Origin of the sequence: Streptomyces caeni, from assembly GCF_042678285.1 — a bacterium.
GTDB classification, from domain to species: Bacteria; Actinomycetota; Actinomycetes; order Streptomycetales; family Streptomycetaceae; genus Streptomyces; species Streptomyces caeni.
Window position 1 is genome coordinate 1 of the sequence record NZ_JBHUDX010000027.1, and the last position, 26828, is coordinate 26828.

General features: G+C 71.8%; 24 protein-coding genes and 4 pseudogenes. 14 read left to right on the plus strand and 14 right to left on the minus strand.

The genetic code is table 11. The annotated features are described in order from the left end of the window. Nucleotides 1-212 precede the first annotated feature (212 nt). The 4 genes and pseudogenes from ACFSL4_RS11240 to ACFSL4_RS11255 all read left to right on the plus strand — a co-directional run. Nucleotides 213-341: pseudogene (locus ACFSL4_RS11240) on the plus strand (sugar ABC transporter permease); the annotation flags it as partial. Then, entirely contained in the window at nucleotides 338-529 is a 192-nt protein-coding gene (locus ACFSL4_RS11245; RefSeq protein ID WP_381081340.1) for a hypothetical protein, read from the plus strand. The pseudogene ACFSL4_RS11240 and the gene ACFSL4_RS11245, both read left to right, overlap by 4 nt. A 12-nt stretch (nucleotides 530-541) precedes the next feature. After that, nucleotides 542-1950 (plus strand): annotated as a pseudogene (locus ACFSL4_RS11250) (glycoside hydrolase family 2 TIM barrel-domain containing protein); the annotation flags it as partial. Nucleotides 1951-2274: 324 nt separating this feature from the next. Next, nucleotides 2275-2709 carry a VOC family protein gene (locus tag ACFSL4_RS11255; RefSeq protein ID WP_381081214.1) on the plus strand — a complete coding sequence of 145 codons (435 nt, stop codon included), beginning with the start codon at nucleotides 2275-2277 and terminating at the stop codon, nucleotides 2707-2709. 499 nt (nucleotides 2710-3208) lie between these two features. Here ACFSL4_RS11255 and ACFSL4_RS11260 read toward each other — a convergent pair whose 3' ends face one another. Then, nucleotides 3209-4312 carry a TerC family protein gene (locus ACFSL4_RS11260; protein WP_381081216.1) on the minus strand — a complete coding sequence of 368 codons (1104 nt, stop codon included), beginning with the start codon at nucleotides 4310-4312 and terminating at the stop codon, nucleotides 3209-3211. Nucleotides 4313-4584: 272 nt separating this feature from the next. Here ACFSL4_RS11260 and ACFSL4_RS11265 point away from each other — a divergent pair. Next, nucleotides 4585-4855 (plus strand): annotated as a pseudogene (locus ACFSL4_RS11265) (transcriptional regulator). Nucleotides 4856-5007: 152 nt separating this feature from the next. Here ACFSL4_RS11265 and ACFSL4_RS11270 read toward each other — a convergent pair. The 5 genes from ACFSL4_RS11270 to ACFSL4_RS11290 form a co-directional block, all read right to left on the minus strand. Beyond that, complete coding sequence (locus ACFSL4_RS11270) at nucleotides 5008-5739, minus strand: FadR/GntR family transcriptional regulator (protein WP_381081218.1); 732 nt, start codon at nucleotides 5737-5739, stop codon at nucleotides 5008-5010. An 86-nt stretch (nucleotides 5740-5825) separates the two neighbouring features. After that, nucleotides 5826-7058, minus strand: a complete 1233-nt coding sequence (locus ACFSL4_RS11275; protein ID WP_381081220.1) for an MFS transporter — start codon at nucleotides 7056-7058, stop codon at nucleotides 5826-5828. Between the two features lie 220 nt (nucleotides 7059-7278). Beyond that, nucleotides 7279-8112 (minus strand): endo alpha-1,4 polygalactosaminidase, encoded by an 834-nt coding sequence (locus ACFSL4_RS11280; protein WP_381081222.1) that lies wholly within the window; start codon nucleotides 8110-8112, stop codon nucleotides 7279-7281. A 5-nt stretch (nucleotides 8113-8117) separates the two neighbouring features. Beyond that, entirely contained in the window at nucleotides 8118-9089 is a 972-nt protein-coding gene (locus tag ACFSL4_RS11285; protein ID WP_381081224.1) for an AraC-like ligand-binding domain-containing protein, read from the minus strand. A 233-nt stretch (nucleotides 9090-9322) separates the two neighbouring features. After that, nucleotides 9323-10315, minus strand: coding sequence for a hypothetical protein (locus ACFSL4_RS11290; RefSeq protein WP_381081226.1), 993 nt, complete (start codon nucleotides 10313-10315; stop codon nucleotides 9323-9325). A 166-nt stretch (nucleotides 10316-10481) separates the two neighbouring features. Here ACFSL4_RS11290 and ACFSL4_RS11295 point away from each other — a divergent pair, with 166 nt between their 5' ends. The 3 genes from ACFSL4_RS11295 to ACFSL4_RS11305 all read left to right on the plus strand — a co-directional run bounded on the left by ACFSL4_RS11295 (nucleotide 10482) and on the right by ACFSL4_RS11305 (nucleotide 12189). Beyond that, nucleotides 10482-10613 (plus strand): hypothetical protein, encoded by a 132-nt coding sequence (locus tag ACFSL4_RS11295; RefSeq protein ID WP_381081228.1) that lies wholly within the window; start codon nucleotides 10482-10484, stop codon nucleotides 10611-10613. Next, the gene (gene tsaA, locus ACFSL4_RS11300; protein ID WP_381081230.1) at nucleotides 10613-11035 is read left to right on the plus strand and encodes a tRNA (N6-threonylcarbamoyladenosine(37)-N6)-methyltransferase TrmO; all 423 of its coding nucleotides are present in this window, start codon (nucleotides 10613-10615) and stop codon (nucleotides 11033-11035) included. Before ACFSL4_RS11295 ends, tsaA begins: the two co-directional genes overlap by 1 nt. A 554-nt stretch (nucleotides 11036-11589) precedes the next feature. Further along, the gene (locus ACFSL4_RS11305) at nucleotides 11590-12189 is read left to right on the plus strand and encodes a TetR/AcrR family transcriptional regulator (protein ID WP_381081232.1); all 600 of its coding nucleotides are present in this window, start codon (nucleotides 11590-11592) and stop codon (nucleotides 12187-12189) included. Between the two features lie 90 nt (nucleotides 12190-12279). On the opposite strand, the gene ACFSL4_RS11310 is transcribed toward ACFSL4_RS11305, so the two are convergent. Further along, on the minus strand, nucleotides 12280-13506 hold the full coding sequence (locus ACFSL4_RS11310) for a PP2C family protein-serine/threonine phosphatase (RefSeq protein WP_381081234.1): 1227 nt from the start codon (nucleotides 13504-13506) through the stop codon (nucleotides 12280-12282). 559 nt (nucleotides 13507-14065) lie between these two features. On the opposite strand from ACFSL4_RS11310, the gene ACFSL4_RS11315 reads away from it, so the two are divergent. Both ACFSL4_RS11315 and ACFSL4_RS11320 read left to right on the plus strand, forming a co-directional pair. After that, nucleotides 14066-15073 (plus strand): glycoside hydrolase family 11 protein, encoded by a 1008-nt coding sequence (locus ACFSL4_RS11315; protein WP_381081333.1) that lies wholly within the window; start codon nucleotides 14066-14068, stop codon nucleotides 15071-15073. Nucleotides 15074-15123: 50 nt separating this feature from the next. After that, nucleotides 15124-16107 carry a polysaccharide deacetylase family protein gene (locus tag ACFSL4_RS11320; RefSeq protein WP_381081236.1) on the plus strand — a complete coding sequence of 328 codons (984 nt, stop codon included), beginning with the start codon at nucleotides 15124-15126 and terminating at the stop codon, nucleotides 16105-16107. A gap of 640 nt (nucleotides 16108-16747) precedes the next feature. Here the strand turns inward: ACFSL4_RS11320 and ACFSL4_RS11325 are convergent. The 3 genes and pseudogenes from ACFSL4_RS11325 to ACFSL4_RS11335 all read right to left on the minus strand — a co-directional run bounded on the left by ACFSL4_RS11325 (nucleotide 16748) and on the right by ACFSL4_RS11335 (nucleotide 18169). After that, entirely contained in the window at nucleotides 16748-17329 is a 582-nt protein-coding gene (locus ACFSL4_RS11325; RefSeq protein ID WP_381081238.1) for a hypothetical protein, read from the minus strand. A gap of 110 nt (nucleotides 17330-17439) precedes the next feature. Further along, nucleotides 17440-17819, minus strand: a pseudogene (locus tag ACFSL4_RS11330) (isocitrate lyase/phosphoenolpyruvate mutase family protein); the annotation flags it as partial. Between the two features lie 89 nt (nucleotides 17820-17908). After that, nucleotides 17909-18169, minus strand: a complete 261-nt coding sequence (locus ACFSL4_RS11335) for a hypothetical protein (protein WP_381081240.1) — start codon at nucleotides 18167-18169, stop codon at nucleotides 17909-17911. Nucleotides 18170-18984: 815 nt separating this feature from the next. Between ACFSL4_RS11335 and ACFSL4_RS11340 the strand changes: the two genes are divergently transcribed. From ACFSL4_RS11340 to ACFSL4_RS11350, 3 genes are all read left to right on the plus strand, one after another. Next, nucleotides 18985-19503, plus strand: a complete 519-nt coding sequence (locus ACFSL4_RS11340; RefSeq protein ID WP_381081242.1) for a hypothetical protein — start codon at nucleotides 18985-18987, stop codon at nucleotides 19501-19503. 138 nt (nucleotides 19504-19641) lie between these two features. Continuing rightward, nucleotides 19642-20154, plus strand: coding sequence for a hypothetical protein (locus ACFSL4_RS11345; RefSeq protein ID WP_381081244.1), 513 nt, complete (start codon nucleotides 19642-19644; stop codon nucleotides 20152-20154). A 7-nt stretch (nucleotides 20155-20161) separates the two neighbouring features. Then, nucleotides 20162-21133, plus strand: a complete 972-nt coding sequence (locus tag ACFSL4_RS11350; protein WP_381081246.1) for a hypothetical protein — start codon at nucleotides 20162-20164, stop codon at nucleotides 21131-21133. 38 nt (nucleotides 21134-21171) lie between these two features. Here the strand turns inward: ACFSL4_RS11350 and ACFSL4_RS11355 are convergent, their stop codons facing one another. From ACFSL4_RS11355 to ACFSL4_RS11365, 3 genes are all read right to left on the minus strand, one after another. Further along, nucleotides 21172-22581 carry an RICIN domain-containing protein gene (locus tag ACFSL4_RS11355; protein ID WP_381081248.1) on the minus strand — a complete coding sequence of 470 codons (1410 nt, stop codon included), beginning with the start codon at nucleotides 22579-22581 and terminating at the stop codon, nucleotides 21172-21174. A gap of 1 nt (nucleotide 22582) precedes the next feature. Continuing rightward, complete coding sequence (locus tag ACFSL4_RS11360) at nucleotides 22583-22981, minus strand: hypothetical protein (protein WP_381081250.1); 399 nt, start codon at nucleotides 22979-22981, stop codon at nucleotides 22583-22585. 254 nt (nucleotides 22982-23235) lie between these two features. Beyond that, nucleotides 23236-23559, minus strand: coding sequence for a hypothetical protein (locus ACFSL4_RS11365; RefSeq protein WP_381081252.1), 324 nt, complete (start codon nucleotides 23557-23559; stop codon nucleotides 23236-23238). A gap of 317 nt (nucleotides 23560-23876) precedes the next feature. On the opposite strand from ACFSL4_RS11365, the gene mmuM reads away from it, so the two are divergent. Continuing rightward, the gene (gene mmuM / locus ACFSL4_RS11370; RefSeq protein ID WP_381081254.1) at nucleotides 23877-24806 is read left to right on the plus strand and encodes a homocysteine S-methyltransferase; all 930 of its coding nucleotides are present in this window, start codon (nucleotides 23877-23879) and stop codon (nucleotides 24804-24806) included. Nucleotides 24807-25134: 328 nt separating this feature from the next. Here the strand turns inward: mmuM and ACFSL4_RS11375 are convergent, their stop codons facing one another. Beyond that, nucleotides 25135-26763 (minus strand): carboxylesterase/lipase family protein, encoded by a 1629-nt coding sequence (locus tag ACFSL4_RS11375; protein ID WP_381081256.1) that lies wholly within the window; start codon nucleotides 26761-26763, stop codon nucleotides 25135-25137. Between the last annotated feature and the right edge of the window lie 65 nt (nucleotides 26764-26828).

Here is a 26828-nt window from a genome sequence, read left to right on the forward strand (position 1 = left end):
GGAGATCATCAAGGAGTACATCGAGAACCAGAAACGACCTGGCTGAGGTCAACAGCGCAGACCCAAGGGCACCCGCGGGTCAGAGCAATCCAGAAAAGCGCTTCCTCCCGGGCGTGAACGCCCGGGGTTCCGCGCTAGATCAAGCTGAAGAAGATGCGCACGCTGTTCGCCAGCGGCCATCTGCTCCTCGGCGCCCCGGCCGACCTCTGGGATCCCTCGGCGAGAACCAGGACTACGGCGCCGGCAGCGCGGGGGCGGTCGTCCTCACCCTGCTGATCTGCGCGGTCACCCTGGCGCAGGGCAGGATCATGGGCTTGGGAAGGGGAGACGAGTCCAAGTGACCACTGCCACCACATCCCGGGCCCGGCCGCCGCGACGGGTGCGGCGGGGCGGCGTCATCGGTAACGGCGGCCTGTACCTCGCCACCGGGGTCGCGGCCCTCCTCTTCCTGATTCCGTTGTTGTTCGTGTTCCTCTTCCTCCAGCGCTGGCTGGTGCAGGGGATCACACAGACCGGAATCAAGGGCTGAGCTAGGAGACCGATGTCTTTCCGCACCTCTACGGCCATCGACTACGTCGAGGACGTCTCGCCGGGCAGCGGGGCACTGCCGCCGCGCGCCCGGTACGCGTCCTCGGACGCCCCGTCCCTTTCCCTGAACGGCAGGTGGCGCTTGCGGTTGTCGGCGACCGCCGACGCCGAGGACGACTCGTTCGCCGAGCCCGGATACGACGTGGCGGACTGGGCCGAGATCTCCGTCCCGGGGCACTGGGTCCTGCAGGGCCACGGCTCCCCCGTCTACACCAACCACCTCTACCCGTTCCCGGTCGACCCGCCCCGGGTGCCGACCGAGAACCCGACCGGCGACCATCTGCGGACCTTCGACCTGCCGTCCGACTGGCCGTCGGACGGCGGGGCGGTGCTGCGCTTCGACGGCGTGGAGTCCTGCGCCCGCGTCTGGCTGAACGGCACCGGCCTCGGCGAGTTCAAGGGCTCGCGGCTGCCGCACGAGTTCGCCGTCGGGCATCTGCTCCGGCCCGCCGGCAACGTGCTCGCCGTCCGGGTCCACCAGTGGTCCGCGGGCTCGTACCTGGAGGACCAGGACCAGTGGTGGCTGCCCGGCATCTTCCGGGACGTCACGCTGCTGCACCGCCCGGCGGGCGGCGTCCTCGACTTCTTCGTGCACGCCTCCTACGACCATGTCACCGGCGAGGGCACGCTCAGGGTCGACTCGGACGTGGACGGGCGGGTCACCGTGCCCGCCCTCGACATGGATGTCGCCACCGGCGAGTCCGCGACGGTCCGCGTCGAACCGTGGACCGCGGAGACGCCGAGGCTGTACGACGGCGTGCTCGCCACGGAGGGCGAGCGGGTGCCGCTGCGGATCGGCTTCCGCACGGTCGCCCTGGAGGACGGCCTGATCAAGGTCAACGGACGGCCGGTCCTGTTCAAGGGCGTCAACCGGCACGAGTGGCACCCGGAGCGGGGCCGCGCCCTCGACCTGGAGACCATGCGGGAGGACGTGCTGCTGATGAAGCGGCACAACATCAACACCGTGCGCACCTCGCACTACCCGCCCCACCCGCCTTCCTCGACCTGTGCGACGAGCTGGGCCTGTGGGTCGTCGACGAGTGCGACCTGGAGACCCACGGCTTCGTCGAGCAGGACTGGCGCGACAACCCGGTCGACGACGACCGCTGGACCCCGGCGCTCCTCGACCGCGCCGCCCGCATGGTGGAGCGCGACAAGAACCACCCGTCGGTCGTCATCTGGTCCCTGGGCAACGAGGCCGGCAAGGGTCGCGGCCAGACGGCGATGGCCGGGTGGATCCACGGCCGGGACCCCTCCCGGCTCGTGCACTACGAGGGCGACCCCACCTGCCGTGACACGGACATGTACTCGCGCATGTACGCCTTCCACGAGGAGGTCGAGCGGATCGGCCAGGGCCTGGACGCCATCGGCTCCCAGTCGTGCGGTCCGGGCCCGCTGCCGCGGTACGTCCTGCGGGCGGGGCCCGCGGAGTTCTCCTTCGTGCTCTCGGAGACCGGCTGACCGACACGGCCCCGCGGCCGCCCGTGCCCGGCCGGTTCCCCGGCCGCCGGCACCGCCGCGGGGACGCCCGTTCCCGGGGTTGCCGCTTCTTCCTGGGCCAGGCGCACTTCGGCGACGGCCACTTCCGTGCGCGCGCCGCCTGAACGGCGGAGGGGCCGTCCTCCCGTCAACCTGCGGATCCACACCGGGAAACGACCACTGGAGCTGCCCTGCTATGGTGCGCCGATGCCATCGATCAAGCAGGTCCAAGTCACCTTCGACTGCGCAGAACCCGAACGCGTCGCCCGCTTCTGGTGCGAGGTGCTGGGGTACGTCGTACCGCCGCCACCGGAGGGGTTCGCCACCTGGGACGATTTCGATCGCTCTCTGCCACCTGAGCGGCAGGGTTCGGCGTTCGCCTGCGGTGATCCCTCGGGCGTGGGCCCGCGGCTGTACTTCCAGCGTGTCCCCGAAGGCAAGGTCGTCAAGAATCGGGTGCATCTCGACGTGCGAGTCGGCACCGGGCTCGTGGGTGAAGAGCGCCTCGCCGCGCTCGAAGCCGAGTGCGCACGGCTGGTCGCGCTCGGCGCGACACGCGTGCGACTGCTGGTTGCCGATGAACACGACGAGTCGTGCATCCTGATGCAGGACATCGAGGGCAACGAGTTCTGTCTCGACTGAGCGCCCTGGGAAACGGCGAGGTGGCAGCCGTCTCCCTTGGGCGGTGACCCGTCCGAGACCGGCTTCCTCCGCTCGTGGGCGGGAAGACTCTCCATGACCGCCGTGGGGTTCACGGGGGGCAGTGCCGTGGTCGGCGCCGGTCCCGGCGGGGTCGCTCGAAGCCGGAGGGGGAACCACGGTGTCGTTGACGAGCGCAAGCGCCGTGATGCTGGAAGTGGGGAACAAAGGCGATATCCATGCCCGGGAGCTCGGTCCGGCCGAGTGACGGGCGGCGCCATCGCCCTCCCTGCCCGTCCCCAGGGCTCGCCTGAGGCACGTCTTCCCTGCGCACCGGCGCCGGGGCGCCGGCCGGCTCTCTCGCGACGGCCACCAGGTGCGCACCTCCGTCAGGCGCGCACGGCCGTCACGGCGGGCCCTGTTCCCTCCTCGAAGGCGCTACGGCGCTTCGCCCGCGGCGCCCCAAACGCCCCCGCCCACCGGGCTGACGGGGAACCCCGGGTCATGGCGCTCCCCGTTGGCGCGGGTCCGCGCGGTCCGTGGCAGGGCCCGGTTCGGTTCGGGTGCCGGGGCCGGGTCCGGGGCCGGGTCCGGGGCCGGGTCCGGGGCCGGGTCCGGGGCCGGGGTGGTCAGCGGTGTCGGTGCCGACACTTTCGGGCCTGCCGGTTCCGGGGGCCAGGTCGCGGGTGGCGATCACCGACCATGCGATCGAGATGGTGATGGTGGCGGCGATGAAGCCGAGGGTGAGAGGGATGGGCAGCTTCCCGACGGGGGTCTCGGACAGGATGAGTTTGACTCCGGCGAAGGCGAGCAGGACGGCCAGGCCGTAGTGCAGGTAGACGAAGCGGCGCAGAAGTCCGGCGAGGCAGAAGTACAGGCTGCGCAGGCCCAGGACGGCGAAGGCGTTGGCGGTCCACACCAGGAACGTGTTGGTGGTGATGGCCAGGACGGCAGCGACCGAGTCGATGGCGAAGATCAGGTCGGTGGCCTCGACGGCGACCAGGACCACGAACAACAAGGTCGCCACCCGGCGTCCGCTGACGCGGGTGACGAACCTGTCGCCGTGGAACCGCGCATCGGTGGGAATGATCTTCTTGACGAGGCGCACCACCGGGTTGTGGTCGGGATGGACCTCCTCGTCCTCGGAGAAGGCCATCTTCCAGCCGGTCCAGATCAGGAAAGCGCCGAAGAGGTAGGCGGTCCAGAAGAAGACCCGGAGCAGTTCGACGCCGACGACGATGAACACCAGCCGGGCCGCCAGCGCACCGATGACGCCCCAGAACAACACCTTGTGCTGGTAGGCGTCGGGGACGGCGAAGAACGAGAAGACCAGGGCGAAGACGAAGATGTTGTCGATCGACAGGGCCTTTTCGATCAGATAGCCGGCGTAGTAGGTGGAGGCCGCGTCCCCGCCCTGCCAAGCCAGCACAGCGAGGCCGAAGCCGAGACCGACGGCGATCCAGACAGCGCTCCAGATCGCCGCCTCACGGAACCCGATCACATGGCTGTCGCGGTGGGCCAGCAGGTCGACCGCGAGCATCACGGCGATGCCGAGGGTCACCGCGGCCCACGCCCACAGCGGGACGGGGAGGGGCGGGTCGTTCACGGCGATCGCCTCCTTCACCTGGCGTGGGCCCGGCGGGGCTTCACCGGGCACGACGGTCACGGAGGGGGCGAGGCCGTGGCGAGCGGCGTCCAGGGGACCGGGGCGGCAGCGTGGACGGGCGGCCCGCCGCGGATCGCGGCATCCTCCGCCAGCCCGAGTGCCCCGCTGGGCGGGCGGCCGGACACGGAGCGGCGATCGTAGGATGAGGACCACGACCGGGCCCCGCCACCCGCTGCGAAACCTGGACGTTCCTCACCGACCACGCAAGGGTCCTGCCGCACCTCGCGCGAGACCCCGAGATGCGGCTGCGCGGCGTCGCCGCCCCGATCGGCATCACCGAACGCGCCGTCCAGGTCATTGTCGCCGACCTCGAAAACGCCGGCCACCTCACCCGTACCCGCGTCGGCCGCCGCAACGGCTACACCGTCGACCCCACGGTTCTCCCTGCGCCTCCCCGCCGATGCCGAGCACCGGGTCGGCGAGCTGCTGAACACCTTCCTCCAGCGCGAGAGCGTCCCCGCCGAACAGGCGGAGCAGACATGAGGACCCCTTGACCCCGTCGGCCGTTCGGCGCCGGCGCCGGCGCCGGCACCGGCTGCACACTGCACGCTCCGAGCCGGAGGCAGCGGGCCCCGGCCGACCACGCACGTGGGGCCTCCCACCCGCACGGCCGCCGCCGTGACGGACGGGCCGGGTCAGAGCTCGGGGTGGATGACGTCGTGGTGGATCGCGCGGATGTGCCGCTCCACCGTGTCACCCGCGCGTTCCGCGTCCCGGGCGGCGATGGCGTCGTACACGGCGTGGTGGTCTGCGCGCAGGCGCCCGGCAACCGCCTCCCAGTCCTCGATGCGGTGGAAGACGTCCAGGAAGGTGTGCCGCACGGCGTTGCGCACGGCGATGGTCATGTCGGCGACCAGACGGTTGCCGCCCGCCTCGGCGATGGCGACATGGAACTCGGTGTCCAGGTCGTTGAACCACTCGCGCGACAGCCCCGGCTCGTCCATGCGCTCCAGCAGCCCGCGCAGAGCGGCCAGGTCCTCCTCCGTGGCCTGCTCGGCGGCCAGTTGCGCACTGCAGCGCTCCAGCGCCGCGCGCGCCTCCATCACATCGTCGAGCGGGAAGTTCGCGAGCGCGATGTGCAGACGCAGGAACTGGGTCAGGCCGGCGCTGGGCATCGCGGCGATCACATTGCCGGAGTCCGGGCCCGTGCCGACGCGCGGACGAAGAGCCCCCTGAGCCTCCAGGACGCGCAGGGCCTCGCGGATCGCCGCCCGGCTGACGCCGAGGAGTTCGACCAGCTCCCGCTCCGGCGGCAACCGGTCGCCCACTCTCAGCGTCCCGTCCAGGATGAGCTGCTCGATCCGCTCCAGCACCAGCTCGTAGGTCCGCGCACGCGGCAGCGGCTCCCAGCCCGTCGACCCGGTCATGGATTCCCCCTGCCTCGCTCGCCCGGCCATATCGCCAGGGGGGACCATGGTTCGGTCGGACCAAGTGACGCCATGCGCACGGACACTCACGCGGCCTCGGCGGCCGCCTCCGGACGGCGGGCGCGGACCGGGGTGAGCAGCGCCAGGGCCGCCACGCCCACGCAGCAGGCACCGGCCACCGCCCCCACCGGCGCCGTGCCGTGGTGCTGCGCGGCCCAGGTGACGACGGCCGCGCCGACCGGGGCCGCCGCGTAGTGGAGGGTCCAGAACGCGGAGGTGACCCGTCCCAGCAGGTGCCGCGGGGTCACCTCCTGGCGCAGGGACATGGAGCACGTCCCCGCGACGCCGACGCCGCCGAGGAACACCGCGGCCAGGAAGGCGACGGCCGGTACGCCGCGGGCCCAGCCGATGCCGCCCAGGGCGCAGCCGCAGACGGCCACCGCGCCGATCCAGGTGGGGCCGAAGCCGAGACCGCGGCGCACCCGGGCCACCAGCAGGGCCCCGGTGATGCTGCCGAGCGCCCCGACCGCGAGGACGGTGCCGACCGTTCCGTCGCGCTGCCCCAGGTCGTGCTTGAGGTGGTAGATGAGCAGGTCGTTCAGGCCGAGCTCCAGAAAGCTGAACACCGCGAGCAGCAGGGTCAGCACCCGCAGCACCGGGTGGCGGCGCAGGAAGGACGCCCCGGCCACCAGGTCCCGCCACAGCCCCTTGCGGTCCGGCGCCGGGCCGGGCGGCGTGTCCGGCCGGAACCGCACAAAGCCCAGGCAGAGCGCCGACACGCCGAAGCTCGCCGCGTCCACCGCGACGGCTGCGGCGGGTCCTGCCCAGGCCGCGACGACGCCCGCACACAGCGGTCCCGCCACCCCGGCCGCCGCGGCGGTCGCGTTCAGCCGCCCGTTGGCGGCGGTGATCCGCTCACCCTCCACGAGGCCGCGCACCACGGTGACGTACGCGACCGAGAACACCATGCCGACGACCTCGCACACCGGCAGCACCGCGTACAGCAGCCAGATCCGCGGCCCGGCCAGCCACACCAGCGGGATCAGCGCGTAGAGGACCATGCGGACGGCATCGCAGGCGATGAGCAGCCTTCTGCGGTCGACCCGGTCCACCACGACCCCGGCGAAGACCCCGGCGAGCACCGACGCCGCGCCCCCGGCGGCCGTCAGCAGCCCCATGCGCGCGATGGACCCGGTCGCCTCCAGCACCAGCAGCGGCAGCGCGATCAGGGCGAAGGAGTCCCCGAGGACCGAGAGGGTCTGCGCCGCCCAGAAGATCCCGAAGTCCCGGCCGTACCCCGGCGGTCGCGTCCCCCGCACCGGTTGCTCCCCCTCACGCCTCGCCCGCTCGGGGCGCACGCACCTTCAAGAGGTACCACCGTACGACGCGCGGGCGGGCCGGTGGGCGCGGTCGGCTCCCGAGGGTGGCGCACAGGCCATCCGGGTCCCCCGGGCACGGCCGCGGCGGACAACGCGGCACCCGGGCCGATCAGGCGCCGAAGGCCGTGGCCCTGGTCTGCTTCTTTGGCCGGCCCTGCTCTCAGCAGGTCCTGCGGAGGTGTCCGCCGCTCCCCGCCGGGGAGACGGCGAGGTCACGCCGGACGATGCTCAGCCTCCGGCCCCAGCGGGAGCACGCCCGCGCCATGCCGTCACCGGAGTACTCGATGTCGAGCACGTGGTCGCCGAACGCGTCGGCATAGGTGCCGCACTCGTCGTACCTCCCGCACTCTTCGGTGACCGCGAAGTCCAGACCGTTCTTCCGGCGGCTGCCCGCCAGTTCGGCGGTGTTCTTCTGGGCGATCGCCAGCCCGTCGGCGTGCGCGCGGCCGGACAGCAGGGTGATGAACGCCTGCGCGTCAGCGGCGTCGAGGAGCCCCCGCGAGCGGGTGTAGCTGTCGTAGTTGTCCGGTTCGACGGCGTTGAAGCCCTTGGCGGCGCACTCGTCGATCCACGCATTCACCTTCATGGCCACCCGCCGGCGCCCGGCGTCGGTGCGCAGGTCCAGCAGGGCCTCGCCCCACTGGTCGTCGTAGACGACCTTGCCCGCGGAATCGCGCAGCAGCAGGTCCGCGTCCCACTCCTTCTCGGCTTCGGACTGCGCCTGGAACGCGTTGACGTAGCAGACGTTGTACAGGCCGGCGGCCGGGGACGCCTGGTGGTCGCGGATGACCACCCGCACCCCGGCCGGCGGAGTGTAGGGCCCACCGATCTGGTAGTCGAATCCGGCATGGACGGGAGGCGGGGACACCGCCCCCGTCTTCCCCGGTGCGTGCGTCCGGGCCGGTGGGTGCGTCCGGGCCGTCACCCAAGCGAGGAGGGCCGCGGCGCATACGGCGGCGGCCACGCCCAGGTACGTCCGGGGATTCCCGCGCATCCGGCTCACGACTGCGACCGCCCCTGGCTGCGGCGGTATTCCGCCGGGGGCATTCCGTAGCGCGCCTTGAAGGCCCGGCTGAAGGCGGCGGGATCGCAGAAACCCGCGCGGTTCGCGATCGCGGCAACGCTCCGCCCGGCCGCCCGCGGGTCGGTGAGCTCGGCCCGGCAGCGCTCCAGCCGCTGCTCGCGGATGTATTGGCCGACGGTCCGGCCGTCCTCCCGGAACAGGTAGTGCAGGGCGCGCGGCGAGATGTGGTGGGCGGCGGCGACGGCCGTGGGAGTCAGCTCCGGCTCGCCGAGCCGGGAGCGGATGAAGGACTTGATCCGGTGCAGTTGCGCCGCCCGCCGCGCCGACGCGGTCTGCGGTCCCTCGTCGTCGCTCAGGGATGCCAGGAACGCGGTGGTCAGGTCGACCACCGCGGAGGACAGCCGGGGGGTGCGACCGGCTTCGAGTGCCGGCCCCTGCTCGACGAGTCCGCGGAGCAACTGGCTCAGCAGGGCGCCGATGCCGGTCGTGGACGGCAGCACGGTGGCCACGAGCCGACGCAGCGCCTGTTCCGGAACGGGCACCGAACGCCGGGGCAGGTGCAGCACGATGGACTGGGCCACGTCGTCGGTGCCGATCGATGCCCAGTACGGCTGGGAGGTGTCGTAGAGCACCAGGTCGCCGGGACCCGGGTTGACGTGGTTGCCGCCCTGCTCCCGCTGCATGACGCCCTTGACCACCAGGGCCAGTACCCACAGTTCGGGATCGGAGCGCCGGATGAGACGCCGTGTGCGGATCGACCGCATGGCGGGGAACGCGACGCTGGAGACCCCGATGCGATCGCCCAGCGGCAGCAGCGTCGCCGAGGCGTCGAAATCCGAGACGTGCTCGGTGACGATGTCGTGGGGCGCCATGTCGCGGGCCACCAGTTCGCAAAACCAGTCCAGCCGCTCGGCTGCCGGCAGGTCCCGGCTGTTGAGTTCGGTCACCCGTCGGCCCCCACCCTTCTCATCGGCACGGCCCCGCGCCCCAGTATGGCGTGCGCGGAACGTCAACAGTCCGTGCGCTGTGCACCAATGACGGATGGAGACCGGGCGGCGACGATGGGACCGGTGTCGACCGCAGGAGGCAGGCCGTGGGTACGGGGGTGCCTGGCCTCCTGCGTCGGCCGGGCGAGGCCCGAGGAGTCCGGGGGGAGTTCCTCGGGCCGCACCCGGTCCCTTCAGGACGCGAAGGGCACCCTGGTCCAGGTGAGGACCCGGCTGCTGCCCGGTTCGACGGTCACCTTCAGGTAGTCGTGCGCGTTGCCCGACCCGTCGCAGGTGATGCGGTGCAGGTTGTTCGCGGGGGTCGTCACACCGTAGAGGGACAGCCACCTGGAGCCGTCCGACAAAGGACTGTCGCTGGTGTAGACGTGGCTGTCGCCGTTGAACAGGTACACCGGCCGGCCGAAGTCCGCCGACTCCTGGGCGATCGCCCTGACGATCGGCTGGAAGGCGTAGTAGTCCGCGAAGGACGGGTCGGTGACGGTCGGGTCGAACATGTCGGCCTGGGTGAGGAGCACCACGGCCTTGTTGTGGGCGCGGCGGGCCGCGTCGAAGGTGGCGTGGACCGACTGGACCACGGCGGCCGTACGGCCCAGGACCTCGGCGCTCTGTTCCGGGGTGGGCGCCGTGTTGCCGGTCCACGGCGCCATGCTGTTGTTGCTGCCCACGATGTGCAGGGCCGCGAACGCGACACCGGCCCGGGTGTACCGGACGTTCTCGGGGTAACCCTCCTCGGCCTGCGAGGCCACCGGGACGCTGTGCTGCCCGAGCGTCCGGCCCGGGCTGGGGAAGAAGACCTTCCGGATCTCCGCCAGGCGCTCCAGCGGGTTGTACGGCCCGTTGTTGGGCCGGTGACAGTCGGTCCACTCGTTGTCCCCGACGGTGTAGACCAACGGGTCCTTGAACATGTCGAAGTCCGACTTGATCATCTTGAAGTAGTCGTCGCTGCAGACGGACGAGCCGTTCTTGATGTCGCCGAGGTGGTCGACGAACTGCACGTCCGGGTCGGCGTTGATCTGCCTGATGTCAGCGGGGAAGTCGGCGATCGCCTGATCGCCGTAGGGCACGTCGCCGATCACGGCGAACGCGAACGGTTTGTCCCCGTGCCCGGCCGCCACCGGCCCGGCCGCCGCCGGCCCGGTCGACAGGGCCAGCCACAAAGCACTCACGGCACTCACAGCAACGGCTGCTTGTCCCGCACGGCGCCACGTTCTCATCGCATCCTCCTGGGGTGAGCGGGCGTCACTCTCCCGCCGCGGCATGAACCGCCGCCCCATGCCGCGGGGACGGGAGTTGAACAACGGCGCTCCCCTCACACGCCCGCCCCGTGCGCCGGTGGCCGACCGCCTCCTCCGGCTCGCCGGCGGCACCGAGGCCGAGGCAGCCTCGTTCATCGGGGAGCCGGCCACGGCGGACGGCAGAATCTCCCCCACGGGCGCGGCCCACGCGGCCGGAACGTCCGTCTGATGAAGGGCAGAGGAACCGTGACGTCGTATGTGCTGCGCCCGATCGGGCGCGTCGAGTCCCCGCTGACCGACCGGGCGGCGGCGCCCCGGCAGCCCGACGAGTCGGCCCCCGACGCCTGGCTCGTCTTCGACGACGCCTACGTCCCCGCCCTCGACGGCCTGGCTCCGGGCACCGACGTGCTGGTGCTGACCTGGCTGGACCGCGCCGACCGTGACACACTCGCCGTTCATCCCCGCGGCGACACCGACCGCCCGGTCACCGGCGTCTTCGCCACCCGCTCGCCCGACCGCCCCAACCCGATCGGCCTGCACCACGTCCACCTCCTCGACATCGTCGGCCCGCGCGTCCACGTCCGTCATCTGGAGGCCCTCGACAAGACCCCGGTCCTGGACGTCAAACCGCTCCTGGCCCGGGATCGCTGACCGCCGCCTCCACCTCGGCCCGGACCACTTTGTACGCGCGGCCCGCTCACGGCTCGGCGCCCCACCGCTTGGCGACCGCGGCGACGAGCGCCGGCCCGCGCCCGCTCTCGCCAACGGGCCCCCGCCGCAAGGACAGCCGGTCGGTCCGCACGTCGGTCACCTCGACCTGCGGGCCCCGACGCCACGGCGTCCGGCGAAGGTGCCGGACTTGTCCCGGCCTCACTCCACCCGCTGGAAGGCCCGGACTTGTCCCGGCCTCACTCCACCCGCTGGAAGGCGCAGCGCAGATCGCCGGATTCTTCGCCGAACGGACCGGTGCGGTAGCCAAGTTGACGCTCTGGAGTGCGCGGTCAACGGTCGACCCGGCCTGGTGGCCCCGATGGACGGCGCCACCGCGTCGGTGCCGGCGTTCGATGTCGCAGGCGATACCGGGTGAAGGGTCGGGCCCCGCACGCCCTCCGGACTCCGGCTGGACGCCCATCGCACACCTGCGTGGGCCGGAAAGCGGTGTGCCCTAGGCTCTTACCCAAAACCCCTGGGTAAGGAGCTGCCCCATGGCCCGTGCCGGGCTCACCGTCGAGCGGATCGTCGCCGCGGCGGCCGATCTCGCGGACGCGGCCGGGTTCGACAACGTCACGCTGTCCGCGCTGGCACGGCACTTCGGCGTGAAGGACGCGAGCCTGTACTCGCACATCAGAAATCTGCCGGACCTGCGCACCCGCGTCGCCCTGCTCGCCGGTGGCGAGCTGATCGAGCACATCGCCGCGGCGGTCGCCGGGCGCGCGGGCAAGGACGCGCTCGCCGCCTTCGCCGGCGCCTACCGGGAGTACGCGCTCCGGCATCCGGGCCGGTACGCGGCCACCCAGATCCGTGTCGACCAGGCACTCGTCGCCGGCTCCCCCGCCCTGCGCCGCACCGCCGAGATCACCTACGGCGTGCTCCGCGCCTACGGACTCGACGAACCCGATCTGACCGATGCCGTACGCCTGCTGCGGAGCACGTTCCACGGCTACTGCGCCCTCGAAGCCGCCGGCGGCTTCGGCGCGCCCCGGGACGTACAGGCGTCGTGGGACAAGGCCGTCGACGCCCTGCATGTGGCCTTGTCGCACTGGCCGCGCGAGGAGAAGCAGGGAGAGGCGGAGAGTGGACGGTGACGACCGGCCTCCGCCGGGACGTGCGCGGCAGCGGATTCCGGACGGCGCCGGCCGACGGCCGTTGCGGGGACGTGAGGTTGTGGAGATCGCTCAGTCGAGGACCGCGAGGTGGTCCGCGGCACCCCCGTGCCATTCGATCATGAAGAGGGTGGCGTCGTCGCTGGTGCGCCCGCCCCGTTCCGCCTTCAGCGTGTGGGAGAGCCGGCGCAGGTCCGCCCGCACCCCCTCCGACGACTGCTCCCCCAACCGGTTGACGCAGCGGATGAGGCGCTCCTCGCCGTACAGCTCCCCGTCGCCGACGTGCTCCTCGATGATGCCGTCGGTGTAGCACAGCACCCGGTCACCCTGCTGGAGCATGTGCTGTCTGATCCGGGGCCGCTCACCGCCGAAGCCGACGGGCAGCGTCGTCGCGCTCTCCAGCTGCCGTACGACCCGGCCGTCGCGGACCAGCAGCGGTGCGGGATGGCCCGCGTTGACCAGCGCCAGCTCACCGGTGGCGATGTTGAGATGCATGAGCTGCGCCGTGACGAAGTGGTCGGGACCGAACTCCCGGGAGACGGCGTCGTCCATGTAGGCGTACTTCTCCTCCAGGCTGACGAACACGCGCCGGGCATGCCGGTAGGCGCCGATGGCGATGGTGGCCATCACGGCGGCGTCCAGGCCGTGGCCCATCGCGTCGATCACCGCGGCGTGCAGGATGCTGTCGTTGAGGGCGTAGTCGAAGCTGTCGCCGGCGACGCGGTAGGCGGGCTCCAGGATGCCGGCCACCTCGACCTGCGGCACGCACATGGACAGCGGCGGCAGCAGGGCCCACTGGATCTCCGCGGACACGCTCATCGGCTCCCGGCGGCGGGCCTGGAAGAACTGGTCGGTATAGGCGCTCTTGGTGACCAGCAAATCGGCCACCAGACCCGCGAGCCGGCACAGCAGGCGCCGGTCGTCGTCGCCGACGGCGTCCAGGGTCAGAGCCATCACACCCACCTGGTCACTGCCGTCCAGCAGCGGCAGATACATCCGCACGCCGCCGTGGGCCTGCGGCACCTCGACGACGTGCGCGCGCAGGAAGGCCCTGCCTGCAGGCGAGTCGCCCACCGGCTGGGGCTGGCCCATGTGCAGGTTCCTTCCGGCGAGCGGCACCAGCAGCTCCTGCGCGTAGTCCTGGAGCAGGATGGAGACGTCACGGCCTCCGATCCCGGCCACTTCCTCCGCGATCAGCGGGGCGATCAGCTGCGGCGGCACCAGCCGTGCCCTGTCCAGCAGCACGCCGAGCAGCCGTTCCCCGAAGCCCTCCGACCGGTCCACGCTCTCCTCGTCCATGCCCCGGGTTCGCCACCTCCTTCGTGCCACCCGCACCGGTCTCCGCCTCGGCACAGGGTGACCCGCGCAGCCACCGGAGCGGCTCATTACGCCATGCACAGCATGGCGCCGCGCCGTCCGCGCCGAGCATCGGGCCGCCAGGGGGGGCGAAAGACCTCGAAACTTTCGGCAAGTTTCGCATCGCCTGTTGACCTCCTGAGAGAAATTCCTCCCCTTGCCCTTCACTGATCGGGCAGGCATGCCCATCTACCAGGCCTGATACATCCCTCGGCCATTCTTCCATGTACGAAGCTTTCGAAATATCAACCGAAACTGTTGACACTCAACGAGGGCGGACCAACACTGTTCGCCGGTTGGCCGACCACCTGCACGGTCTCTTCCGGTCGCCACCGTGGCCTGGTCCTCCGGTCGCCGAGCGCACGGCGGCCTGGGCCGGGCACCAGCACGCTGCGCGGCACCCACGCGTGGTCGACGTCGCCTCCCGGCTGCCGGCGACCGCACCGGGGCGTGTCGCGCTACCCGCCCCTCACCGGCCTTCACGAGGAGGAAACACGTGCACTTGAACGCGCTCATACGTCCGAACAGCCGCAGACGCGGCCGCCTCACGACGCTCGTCAGGAGCGCCTGCGTCCTTGCCCTGGTCGCCCTGGTCGCGCTGGTCCTGCCAGGCACCGCCAACGCCGACACGGTCATCACGTCGAACCAGACCGGCACCAACAACGGCTACTACTACTCCTTCTGGACCGACGGTGGCGGGTCGGTCTCCATGAACCTGGGCTCCGGCGGCACCTACGGCACCTCATGGAGCAACAGCGGGAACTTCGTCGCCGGCAAGGGCTGGAGCACCGGCGGACGCAGGAGTGTCACCTACTCGGGCAGCTTCAACCCGTCCGGCAACGCGTACCTGTCCCTCTACGGGTGGACGACCAACCCGCTCGTCGAGTACTACATCGTGGACAACTGGGGCACCTACCGGCCCACCGGAACGTACAAGGGCACCGTCACCAGCGACGGCGGCACGTACGACATCTACGAGACGACACGGGTCAACGCCCCCTCCATCGAGGGCACTCGGACCTTCAACCAGTACTGGAGTGTCCGGCAGTCGAAGCGGACGGGCGGAACCATCACCACCGGCAACCACTTCGATGCCTGGGCCCGCAACGGAATGAACCTGGGCACCTTCAACTACATGATCCTCGCGACCGAGGGTTACCAGAGCAGCGGGAACTCCAACATCACCCTGGGCGACTCCGGATCCGGCGGCGGTGGTGGCGGTGGCGGCGGTGGCGGTGGCGGTGGCGGCTGCACCGCGACCCTGTCCGCGGGACAGCAGTGGAGCGACCGCTACAACCTCAACGTCTCGGTCAGCGGCTCCGACAACTGGACCGTGACGATGAACGTCCCCTCCCCCGAGAAGATCATCGCCACCTGGAACATCAGCGCCTCCTACCCCAGCGCCCAAGTACTCACCGCCCGGCCCAACGGCAACGGCAACAACTGGGGCGTCACCATCCAGACCAACGGCACCTGGACCTGGCCGACGGTCACCTGCAGTCCTGGCTGACCCATGGCACCCGACCACGGTCGCACCCCCCACGAGGAGGACTCGTCCCCATGCGCACCAGACCCCACCTCTCGTTACGCTCCCTGGTCACCGGACTGGCCGTCGTCGCGATGGCCGTGACCGGCGTCGTCACCACCCACGCCACCCCGTCGCACGCCGCCACGTGCAACGGGTACGTCGGACTCACCTTCGACGACGGCCCGTCCAACGACCACACGCCCAGCCTGCTCAACGCGCTCAAGCAGAACGGGCTGCGGGCCACGATGTTCAACGAGGGCCAGTACGCGGCCGCCTACCCGGCCAAGGTCCAGGCCGAGGTCGCGGCAGGCATGTGGATCGGCAACCACAGCTACACCCACCCGCATCTGACCCAGGGAAGCCAGTCCCAGATGGACTCGGAGATCTCCCGGACCCAGCAGGCCATTGCCGGGGCGGGCGGCGGCACGCCGAAGCTGTTCCGCCCGCCGTACGGTGAGACCAACTCGACGCTGCAGTCGGTCGAGGCCAAGTACGGGCTGACCCAGATCCTTTGGGACGTCGACTCACAGGACTGGAACGGCGCCGGCACCGACGCGATCGTGCAGGCCGCCGGCCGGCTCACAGACGGCCAGATCATCCTCATGCACGAGTGGCCCGCCAACACGCTCGCCGCGATCCCGCGGATCGCACAGGTGCTGGCCGACCACGGCCTGTGCGCCGGCATGATCTCCCCGCAGACCGGCCGCGCCGTGGCTCCCGACGGTGGCGGCACCGGCGGCGGTGGCGGTGGCGGCTGCACCGCGACCCTGTCCGCGGGACAGCAGTGGAGCGACCGCTACAACCTCAACGTCTCGGTCAGCGGCTCCGACAACTGGACCGTGACGATGAACGTCCCCTCCCCCGAGAAGATCATCGCCACCTGGAACATCAGCGCCTCCTACCCCAGCGCCCAAGTACTCACCGCCCGGCCCAACGGCAACGGCAACAACTGGGGCGTCACCATCCAGACCAACGGCACCTGGACCTGGCCGACGGTCACCTGCAGTCCTGGCTGAGCCGAACCCCGGAACACCGCACCCGTGGCGCGACGACGACCTGCCGCCGCGCCACACCGGCGGTTCGGCGAACTCGAACAGGAGCAGGCCCGCCTGCTGGGACGGCGGCGCGGGGCCTGAGCCACCACGACGGCCGTCATCCACCGCTCAGGGCCCGAACCTCGTCGTGAGCCGGGGCCGCGCCCGTGGGCCGGTGGCCGTTGCGGACGGCTTCGGCGGCCGTCAACGCCCCCCAGGGCGTGCCGGTGAAGAAGGGAGCCGAAGCTGACGCGACGCACGCCGAGGGCGGGTGTGTCAAATTAACGGCTGATCTTGGTTGTTGAGGTTGTTCAGTGACCGGCTCCTGCCCGGCCGCAACGATCAGGGCCAGCCGCTCTGCCGGGACTGCGCCGGCATCACCCGCGACTTCTTCTGCAGCCGCTGCGGCTTCGAGGGCCTCCTCCTCGGCGGTCGGCTCTGCGAACGCTGCACCCTCTCCAACAGGCTCACCAGCATCCTGGAGGACGGCACCGGCCGCCCCCAACCCGCGCCTGCTCCCGCTGCACGACCTGCTTGTCGGAATGGACCGGCCCAAGGGCCGCCTCGTCTGGCTGAACAACCCGCAGGTCCCCGCGCTGCTGAGGGACCTCGCCACCGGCAACTACGCGGCGCCAAGAGCACGACGCTGACACCAAAACCGACGAAGGGCCCAAGCGGCAGCAAGCACCGACCCGGTCCAGACGATGCCTGCCGCTACGGTTGCGGGCAGTGCATCGACCAAGCCCTCGCCAGGGCGCATCACCACCATCTGCACAGCTGCTCCGACCGGAACGATCAAGGCGGCGATCAGCCCAGGCAGACCTGGCTGCCTGATGGCTGCACCGACCACGCCAAGAATCAGCCCCAATGGCACTCCCGCGACCAGCCAAAAGACCATGTCCGTGCCCGCATCCCACAGATACAAATCCATGACGTAGTACGACACTGTCGCGGCCACCAGCGCCACGACCCCACCCAACGCCCCTCGGATTCGCGACCCGGCCACCCAGCCGACCGCCACCGCCAGCGCAGCCCAAGACCACCCAGCGTCGAGTAGGAGACTGAGAACTTTGCTGACCTTGGCCAAGACACTCCCCGCGACCTGGGCCCCGATCTCCCCATAAGGCGAAGACAGAACGTTGGTGAGCGACGTAAGCGATCCGAAGACCAACCCGGCCGCGGCTCCCCCCACTGTGATCTTCATGCCGGGCAGCCTAAGCCAAAACTCCTTCAGTCACTCAGCGTCATGGATATGCGGGAGTCAGTCACGAACACGCGACACCTCAACATGCGACCTCACCAGTCCCGAGGGCCGATGCACCCCGGTTCGGTGAGTCCCGGCACGAACACGCCGTCCGCGCCCGCTTCCCGGTACGCGTTGATGCCGGCGGTACCCACGGCCCAGAGTTCACGGGCGAACCCGGCCACCGCGTCCGGGTCCTCGGCGAAGCCGCCCTCGGCGTCCACGGACAGGAGGAAGGGCCCGCTGCTGAGGGCCGGGGCGAGCCCCAGGGTCTGCTCGCGGGTTGCCGCCGCCCCGTCGGGCAGCCCGGCGGCAGCGGCGACACCCAGGCTCCTCGTGCCGATCGCCGCGAACCCGCGGCGGCCAGGGCGGCCGCGGAGGCGTGGTCCCAGGCGTTGGGCAGCAGGGGCTCGTCGGCGTGGTGCAGGTCGCTGACGGGCGTCGTCACCAGAGGTCGCCCACGGCGTCGGCGTAGTACCTGAATTCCTCCAGATGCCGGGCGGGTTCGGCGAAACTCCAGCCCTCGCCGGGCGAGCCGGGTCAGCCGGCCGCGCGCCGCGTCGAGGTCCTCCCGGGTGAAGGGGGCGAGGTCGGCCTCGGTGGTGACGGCCGACGCGTGCCAGCGGCCGGGCTGCGGCCGCTGTCCGGCGAGCCGTCCTCCAACTCGGCCAGAGGGCCGACGAGGTGGCCGGCGACACGGCGGATCGCCTTGTGCGGGGTGTACACGCGGTCGTCGACGGGGCGGGGCCTGCCGTCCCAGGCGGTCCAGGTGGCCGCCAGCGCCAGGACGTGGTCCACCATGCCGACGACGCCCGCGGCGAGGGCCTCCCGCGGAGACCCGGTTCTGGTTCCGGTTACGGATCCGGTTGGGTGCGGGGCCATGTCCCCTGCTGCGTTTCGGTCATACGGGAACGCTGAGGGCGGGTCGCTTCGGCCGGGACCGAAGTGTCGTCGCCGCGAACGGCCGGGGAACGCAAACCCCCACGCAGGCCCGGGAATTCGGACCTGGGGCGCCCCGGTTCCGGTCGGGACGCCCCAGGGGCGTGTGGGCGGGGTCGCGCCCGGCGTGCAGACCCCGCGCGGAAGGGGCGGCGCATCCTCGCGGTCGACGCGACTTACCCTCCGGTATCAGATCTTGCGGCACGCGTGCGTCTCGCACCAGACCCCGCGTACGCCGTTGCGCCATAAAGGCACGTATGCGTGGTGTCCCGCTCCTCACGGGAGAGGGGGACCGGCATGGAGCCCTCGGCGGCCGCCACCGACCGGATCACCGCCGGGTGGTCCACGCCGAGACCGTTCACCAGCGGCGCGGTGTTGTCGTCGAGCGTACCGTCCGCGTCCAACCGGCGGCGGTCGATCGCTCCCACAGGCGTCGGCCGTCCGTCCCTTCCGGGCCGACCGGTTCGCCCTCAGACGGGAGAACTCGCGAGGCGATCGGCCTCCTGGACCGACCGGCCGGTCCCTCGGGGTGGCGGGCGCGCCGAGGGACTCGTGTCCTCCCGGCCGTCCGGACGTTGTGCCTGTGTACGGCGGAGCTGATCCGAATCCCGCGGGGACTCCCGGCCGGATCTCGATGGTTGGAGGCTGCCCTGAGTCGCTCGCAGTGGTCCGCAGCGGTGGAGAAGGCCCTCGGCACGGCGCTCGTCACCGCGGGCGCGGCGCTGGTCGCGTCCGGCGGCATGGCGTCCGCCGCACCGGATGCGATGCGACAGGAGGAGACCCGCTCCGTCGAGGCGGCGGCCCAGCCGGTGGTCCAGATCAGAAGCCTCACCCCCTCGTTCACCCTGACCGGGGCCCCCGGCCAGACCGTCACACGGACCGGAGCGGTGCTCCTGAACGTGTTCACGGCCAACAGGACCGGATACACCGTCAGCGTCCAGGCGAACGCGGCCAGGCTCACACCGGTCACTCCGGGCAATCCCGACAGCATCCCGGTGGGCGAGCTCTCCGTCCGGGAGACCGGAACCACGCCCTTCCTCCCGTTGAGCAACACCTCGGCGGTGCTCGTGCACGCCCAGACAACGCCCTCCAACCCACGCGGCGACGACCTCAGCAACGACTACCGCGTCACCATCCCCTTCGTGCGGCCCGACACCTACCGGGTGGTCCTGACCTACATCGCGGCAACGACGTGAGGGAACGCCCGTCCGGGTGATCTTCCCACCTGCCGACCGCCGCCCGAAGCCGACGCGAAGTCAGATATGGATCAATAGGACACCCGTCAGCACTCGCGCAGAGGCAGCCGATCGATCGAGGAAGCAGAGGTGGGCCCCATGAGGATCAGACCCGTGGCGGGGGTCGCTCTTGTGATCGCGGGCGGCCTGGCCGCCGCCGCGGCACACGGGCCCTCCGCCCAGGCGGACGTGTCCACCGGCGAGGTGCAGGCGAACGTGGCCGTCTCCTCGGCGATCACCCTCACCCTCCACACCGCCTCGTTCACCCTCGCCGGGCCCCCCAACACCACGGTGGCCCAGCCAGGGGCGGTCACCTACACGGTCATCAGCAACAACGCCACCGGCTACGAGGTGCTCGTACGCAGCACGAGCGATGTCCTGACGCCCGTCACCGCGGGCAACCCCGACACCATCCCGATCGGCAATCTGGAGGTCCGCGCGATCTCCATCTACCGGCCCCTCTCCACCACGGACACGGTCATCGCCAACACGGACACCCCGTCCGGGCCCACCGGCGACGACTACTCCAACGACTACCGGGTCCACATTCCGAACGTGCGCGCCGACACCTACCACACCACGCTCGTCTACACCGCCGTCACGAATCCATAGCCCACGCATGCGCCCTTCCCCCCGCCGCCCGTCCTGGGACCGCCGGTTGCGCCGTCTCGCCCTCGCCCTCGCCCTGCTGACGGCGGCCCTCCTCCCTCCGGCCACCTCCGCACAGGCGGGCGCCGAGAGCCGGGGCGGCGAACCGCCCCTGTCGGTGACCCTGTGGCCGGCGAGCGCCGTGCTGCCCAAGGCTCCCCGGCGCCAGCAACGCCTCGTGCACGTGCGCAACAACACCGCGGCCCCCGTCCGTCTCACGGTGGAGCCGGCCGAGTTCGTCCAGTCCTCCGACGGCCGGGTCACCTTCCACCCCCCGGGGCGGTTCTCCGCCGCCTCCTGGGTCAGGGCCGTTCCCGGCAGCTTCCTGCTCGGCGCCGGGGAAACCCGGGAGGTGGCCGTGCGCGTCGGCATCCCCGATCACCCGGAGCCGGGCGAACGGTACGTCGGGATCGTCTTCAAGACACCGCCGCGCAAGACGACGACGCGGAACGTGGAGGTGGTGAGCGCCGTCGCCAGCCAGCTCATGATCAACGTCCCGGGCAAGGTCGTGCACAAGGTCGTCGCGGAGAAGTTCCAGGCGCCGGCCTTCGCCATGTGGGGGCCGATCAGGCTCAGGCTCTCGCTCCGCAACGCCGGGAACGTCCACCAGAGCTACATCAGGAAGGAGCGGATCGTCGGAACGGCGGGCGGCCGGAAGGTACCCTTCCCGGACTTCACCGTGCTGGGGAACTCCCGGCGCACCGTCACGGCACGCTGGTCCGACCCTCCGCTCTTCTGCTACTGCCAGGCCACGGTGAAGGTCGCCACCGGGGACGGGAGGACGGTCAGCCGGGCGGCCCGCATCCTCATCGTCCCCGTGCCGCAGATCCTCGGGGTGCTCGCCGCGGCGCTCGGCCTGTTCCTGCTCACCCGCAAGGGCGTGCGGTACCAGCGCGGGCTGCTGGCGGCAGCCCGCGGGCAAGGCGAGGAACGGGCGGACTGAGCGGCCTCAGGCCACTCGGTCCATCCGGCGCACGACGGTCAAGTGCCCTGGGTCCACTGCTGGTTCGTTCCGCCGTTGCAGGTGTATGTGATGATCGCGGCCGAGTTGGCGGTGGACGCGCCGGACACGTCCAGGCACTCGCCGCTGGCGCGGGAGGTGACGGTCACGTAGGAGCCCGACGCCGTGACCGACCACTGCTGGGTGGTGGCCCCGGTGCAGTCCTCCTGGGTGACGTCACTCGCGTTCTCCTGCAGACACAGGGAACTGCCGCGGCCCATCAGCTCGTAGGATCCGCCGCCGAGGTCCTTGAACCACCACTTCTGGTTGGTGCCGCCGTTGCAGGTGTACTGGCTGACCGCGACGCCCTGCCACAGCGACTGGTTCGGCACGTCGGCGCACTTGCCGCTGTGCCGGGCGATCAGGGTGCGGTACGCGGCGCCGGTGCCGCCGATCGTCCCGGCGGCCGTGTCCACCGAGACCTCCGGGTACCAGGACATGGACATCGTGGTGGACGTGGGGAAGGACAGCGGCAGCCAGACGTACCGCGAGTCGTTGACGGTCCCGCCGAAGGAGTTGCCCCAGCGGTCGCCCAGGTAGAGGTACGAGGTGCCCGACGTGCCCTGCACGGGCAGGACGTACGCCGTCTGGGAGCCGTACGCCGTGGAGTCGCCCACGTTCCTCATGGCCGTCCAGGGGCCGGTCGGGCTGGTGGCGGTGGCGTACTGCTGCTGGTTGGGGCTCCAGCCGGTCGCGCCCGACGTCAGCATGAAGTACACGCCGCCGCGTTTGAAGAGGGCGGGGGCCTCCCGGTGGCCGCCCGGCCAGGGGTTGGCGACCAGGCTGTCGATGCCGGTGTAGTCGGTGGTGAGCCGGTAGATGTGCAGGTCGTAGTTCTCGTTGGCGGCCGAGACCATGTAGCCGGTGCCGTCCGTGTCGGTGAAGACCGTGAGGTCGCGGGACATGTACTGGCCGAGTGGGCGGAAGCTGCCCCGGTAGGTGTAACTGCCGTCGACGGTACCGGAGACGGCGACGGCCGCGCGGGCCTCGCTGTAGTCGGTGCCGTTCTCCTTGTGCATCCACATCACGAACGTGCCGGTGGAGGCGTTGTAGAGCACCTTGGGGCGCTCGATGTAGGCCGTGGCGAGTTCGGGGGCGCTGGAGCGGGTCAGGACGTGCTTTCTGAACTCCCAGTTCTTCAGGTCGGTGGAGCGGTAGGCGTCCACGTACCGGAAGGTGTTGTCGGCGTTGCGGTCCTCGCCGAACCAGTAGTAGTACGAGCCGACCTTGATGACCCCGCCGCCGTGGGCGTGCACGACGGCGCCCGATGTGTCGGTGAACTGGGTGCCGTTGGTGACGGTCAGGGCCGCGGCCCGCGCCGGGCCCGCGGTCACCAGGGCCCCGGCCAGCGCACAGCACAGGGCGAGCAGGATCGCGTACGCGCGTCTCATGTCACGCACCCTCCCTCACGGTGCCTGCGACCGGGATGCCGAAGTCCGGGGCGCCGTCCGGCTTCCAGCCGAGCCTTCGGACGCGGGTGTGGCGGTCGGGGCCGTTCAGGGGATCGCCGGTGATGTCGAGGGTGTGGGAGCGGCGCAGGACGGTCCGGCCGTACTCGGGGACGGCGGCCGTGAAGTGGTGGCGGCCGTCGGCGTGGCGGTGGATGTGCGGGTCGGCACGCCGGCGGATGAGCGGGTTCACATACGGGGCCGCCTTCGGTGCCGGGGCGTGGACGGCGGGCGCCGCCGCACGCGCGGTGCCGGGGATCGCGGCCGGCGCGCCTGTGGCCGGGGCGTCCTTCAACACCATTCTGCTGCTGGGGACTTCGGGCAGGTCGTCGTCGCGGCTCATGCGGACCGCCTTTCCGGATGGGGGGGAACGGGACGCGGTGCGTACAGCACGTGCGCGTTCGATATTCCGTACTGCATCTGCCATTCCGAACACCGAAAAGGTAAAGGCGTGCAGCCGGGGGGTCAACGGATCGGGAGCGGCGGGATGGAAATCGCTTGCTGCGGCGGGTCAGCTCCACGACGGCGGCGGCGGAAAGCCCAGAGACGGCGCCAGGGTCCGGGCCTCGGCCGCCCAGTCCGCCAGGAACGCCGGTGTCAGGCCGCGCTCCCGGTAGCGCAGTACGGCGGGCACGGTCCGTGTGCCGCCGTAGTCGAACTGCTTCTCCTCGCTCGCGCGGGCGGGCACAGGGCCGTGAGCCAGTCGTACTTCACGGCCGACGCGCACACCCCGAGCCGGACGAGGCGTTCGTCGCCCCGCCAGCCGCCCGCCCGCAAGCCGTGCAGATAGGCGTCGTACACGGCCGCCGCCAGTCCGGGAAGCCGGGCGGCGGGGACGAAGAGGTCGATGACCGAGCCGGGGACGCAGTTGCCGATGTCCTCGCCGAGCGCGCCGTCCCCGGCGAACGCCCAGTCGAACACAGCACACTGTCCGCGCCATGGGCCCTGAGGTTGGCGGGCCGGTGGTCGAGATGGCTGAAGAGGCGGGGCAGCGACTCCATGATCTGCAAGAGCCACTCCCGGTCGTGGTGCAGCCGGACCATGTTCTCGCGCAGCCCCGCCGGGAAGTGGTCGCGCACCAGCGGCTGCCGCCAGGCGGCGTCGTCGTCGAGCAGGTCCCGGCCGAGGGTGTTGCCGCCGGTGTACTCGCGGGGGAAACGGCGCGAGAACCAGGGGTGCCGCCGCCCGCCACCGGACGGCCCGCGGGCGTCCGTCCGTTTTTCGGTTAGCGTCGGGGCATGACCGGCAGCACCGTTCCCACCCTCGCCGAGGCCCTGGCCGCCGGGACGGTCGTCCTGGACGGCGGCCTGTCGAACCAGCTCGAATCGGCCGGGCACGACCTGAGCGACGAACTGTGGTCGGCACGGCTGCTCGCGGAGCGGCCGGAGGCGATCACCGAGGCGCATCTGGCGTACTTCGAAGCGGGGGCCGACGTGGCGATCACGTCCAGCTACCAGGCCACCTTCGAGGGATTCGCGCGGCGCGGCATCGGCCGTGAGCGCGCGGCCGCGCTCCTCGCCCTCAGCGTGGGGCTGGCCCGCGAGGCGGCGGCGCGGGCACACGCCGAGGGCATCACGCGCCCGCTGTGGGTGGCGGCGTCCGCCGGCCCGTACGGGGCGCTGTCGGCGGACGGCTCCGAGTACCGGGGCCGCTACGGCCTCACCGTCGCCGAACTGGAGGTCTTCCACCGCCCGCGCCTGGAGGTCCTGGCCGCGGCCGGGCCCGACGTGCTCGCCCTGGAGACGGTCCCCGACGCGGACGAGGCCGCGGCGCTGCTGCGGGCGGTGCGCGGGCTCGGGGTGCCCGCCTGGCTGTCGTACACGGTCTCCGGCGGGCGTACCCGTGCGGGGCAGCCGCTGGAGGAGGCGTTCGCCCTGGCCGCCGGAGCGGACGAGGTGATCGCGGTGGGCGTCAACTGCTGCGCCCCCGAGGACGTGGACGACGCGATCGGGCTCGCCGCGCGCGTCACGGGCAAGCCGGTCGTGGTCTACCCGAACAGCGGCGAGAGCTGGGACGCCCGGTCCCGCGCCTGGGACGGCCGCTCCACGTTCACGGCCGCCCGGGTCACGCGCTGGCGCGACGCCGGGGCGAGGCTGATCGGGGGATGCTGCCGGGTGGGACCGGAGGCGATCGCGTCGGTCGCGGAGAGCTTGCGGGGCGCCGCATGACGGTCGCGGCCGACCGCCGGGCCCCACAACACGGTCACGGCCCACCGCCAGACCCCACAACACAGCCACAGCCAACCGCCAGACCCCACAACACAGCCACAGCCAACCGCCAGACCCCACAACACAGCCACAGCCAACCGCCAGACCCCACATGGCGGGCACCCCTGCGGGCGGACACCACCGCCACGCAGGCACCGCCGCGCGGCGGACGCCACGTCACCGGCCCCCGCCACCGCCTCGGTGAGCAGCGGCTCGCACGGACGCCGCAGCAGCGGCGGCGCGCGGAACTCATGGTCGTGCGGGGCGCGGTGGTCCGCGTCGACGCCCGTCACCCCGGTGGGCCGTCGTCGCGCCGTCGTACTCCCGCCGGCCGCCGCAGCCGGCGGACCGCGGACAGCGGTGCCGTGCCGCGCAGGAGCGCGCCGTTCCCGGTGCCCGGGGCCAGGGCGGTCCGCGATCGGGTGGAAAGGGCCGCCCACAACGTCATCTCCCTGTCGCGGGGACCGTGGACGACCGGGTCTCCTTCGCCGCCGAAGACGCGCACCGGATGCGAGGCGTCCCACGCGGGCCAGCCCGGATCGCCGTCCGTCGCGAAGCGCACCCACGCCCGGTTCATCTCCCGGGCCAGTGCGCGGGGCGCGTGCGGGCCGGCCAGTTTCGCGGCCTCCGGCACGCCGGCGCTGTCGAAGACGAAACCCAGCTCCAGGGCGTGGCAGGCGCCGAGGCCGGGAAGCCCGGAGCGCCAGGCGAACTCGTAGACGTAGGCGGGCGCGTGGCCCCGGCGGGAGTCGGCCAGCCGGGGCAGCGGGCGGCGCAGCAGGTGGTCCGTGACCATCTGGCCGACCAGGTCGGACACGGCGGCGTCCGGACGGGCGGTGCGGTAGCCGCGGGGCACCTCGGGACCGCAGTGGCAGCGGGCCATCGCGCCCGCCAGGGCGACCGGGCCCAGCCGGTCGATGCGCTCGACGAGCCCGGCGGGCACCAGCCACAGCCGGTACTCCTCACTGGTCCAGCCCATCAGCAGGGGGACGTCCCGGGCGACTCCGCCGAGCAGCGCCTCCAGCGGGTCGCGGGGCACGAGGTCGCCGTCGACGACGATCCCGAAGGCGGGCCCGCCGAGGACGGGGCCGGCCCGGCGCCCCGCCTCCGCCTGGACCGCGGCCAGCAGCGTGCGGTCGACCTCGGCGAACGCGGCCGCCGTGGCCGGCACCTTCAGCCGGGCGGCCATGCGGCGCACCAGGCGCCGCACCTTGTCCCGCTGCGTCGACTCGGGCGGCCCGCTCTGCAGTACCGCCCGCCGGAACAGTCCCCGGGCCGGCGGGCTCGCCAGCAGCGCGCCGATGCTGATCGCGCCCGCGGACTCGCCGAAGACGGTCACCCGGTCCGGGTCTCCGCCGAACGCCGCGACGGTGTCGTGCACCCACTCCAGCGCGGCGAGCTGGTCGCGCAGTCCGGCGTTGGCGGGGGCGTCCGGGAAGAGGCCGTAGCCCTCCACGCCCAGGCGGTAGTTGAAGGAGACGAGGACGACGCCGGCGCGGGCGAAGGCGCTGCCGTCGTAGACGGGCACGGCGGAGGAGCCCCGGGTCAGTGCGCCGCCGTGGACCCACACCATGACCGGGAGCCGGGCTCCTGACCCGGGCTCGGGGGTCCAGACGTTGAGGTTGAGGCAGTCGTCCCCGGGGACCACCGGGTCGGACAGATAGCGGGCGAACGCCTCCGAGTACGGCGGCTTGGGCGGCGTCGGCCCGAACGCGCCCGCGTCGCGCACCCCGTCCCAGGGCTCGGGCGGAACGGGCGGGCGGAAGCGGTGCGGGCCGAAGGGCGGGGCGGCGAAGGGGATGCCCCGGAAGACGGCGACCCCGTTCTCGTACCGTCCGCGCACGGCACCGCGGGGAGTGCGGACCACGGGGTCCGGCAGGCTCGCCGGGGTCTCGGTCGCCTCGTCCGCACGGTCCATCCGGCCCGCTCCTCACGCTGGGGGACTGCTTCTGTCACCGCATCTCATCACTTCTCCGCCCCACG

Bases quoted from the DNA above. Each gene is read 5' to 3' on its own strand.
- ACFSL4_RS11280 (WP_381081222.1), bottom strand. From the start codon at position 8,112: ATGCGCGGGAATCCCCGGACGTACCTGGGCGTGGCCGCCGCCGTATGC.
- ACFSL4_RS11345 (WP_381081244.1), top strand. From the start codon at position 19,642: ATGAGGATCAGACCCGTGGCGGGGGTCGCTCTTGTGATCGCGGGCGGC.
- ACFSL4_RS11270 (WP_381081218.1), bottom strand. From the start codon at position 5,739: ATGACCGGGTCGACGGGCTGGGAGCCGCTGCCGCGTGCGCGGACCTAC.
- ACFSL4_RS11255 (WP_381081214.1), top strand. From the start codon at position 2,275: ATGCCATCGATCAAGCAGGTCCAAGTCACCTTCGACTGCGCAGAACCC.
- ACFSL4_RS11310 (WP_381081234.1), bottom strand. From the start codon at position 13,506: ATGGACGAGGAGAGCGTGGACCGGTCGGAGGGCTTCGGGGAACGGCTG.
- ACFSL4_RS11360 (WP_381081250.1), bottom strand. From the start codon at position 22,981: ATGAGCCGCGACGACGACCTGCCCGAAGTCCCCAGCAGCAGAATGGTG.
- ACFSL4_RS11350 (WP_381081246.1), top strand. From the start codon at position 20,162: ATGCGCCCTTCCCCCCGCCGCCCGTCCTGGGACCGCCGGTTGCGCCGT.
- ACFSL4_RS11335 (WP_381081240.1), bottom strand. From the start codon at position 18,169: ATGGTGGACCACGTCCTGGCGCTGGCGGCCACCTGGACCGCCTGGGAC.
- mmuM (WP_381081254.1), top strand. From the start codon at position 23,877: ATGACCGGCAGCACCGTTCCCACCCTCGCCGAGGCCCTGGCCGCCGGG.
- ACFSL4_RS11320 (WP_381081236.1), top strand. From the start codon at position 15,124: ATGCGCACCAGACCCCACCTCTCGTTACGCTCCCTGGTCACCGGACTG.
- ACFSL4_RS11375 (WP_381081256.1), bottom strand. From the start codon at position 26,763: ATGGACCGTGCGGACGAGGCGACCGAGACCCCGGCGAGCCTGCCGGAC.
- tsaA (WP_381081230.1), top strand. From the start codon at position 10,613: ATGAAGGGCAGAGGAACCGTGACGTCGTATGTGCTGCGCCCGATCGGG.
- ACFSL4_RS11325 (WP_381081238.1), bottom strand. From the start codon at position 17,329: ATGAAGATCACAGTGGGGGGAGCCGCGGCCGGGTTGGTCTTCGGATCG.
- ACFSL4_RS11355 (WP_381081248.1), bottom strand. From the start codon at position 22,581: ATGAGACGCGCGTACGCGATCCTGCTCGCCCTGTGCTGTGCGCTGGCC.
- ACFSL4_RS11305 (WP_381081232.1), top strand. From the start codon at position 11,590: ATGGCCCGTGCCGGGCTCACCGTCGAGCGGATCGTCGCCGCGGCGGCC.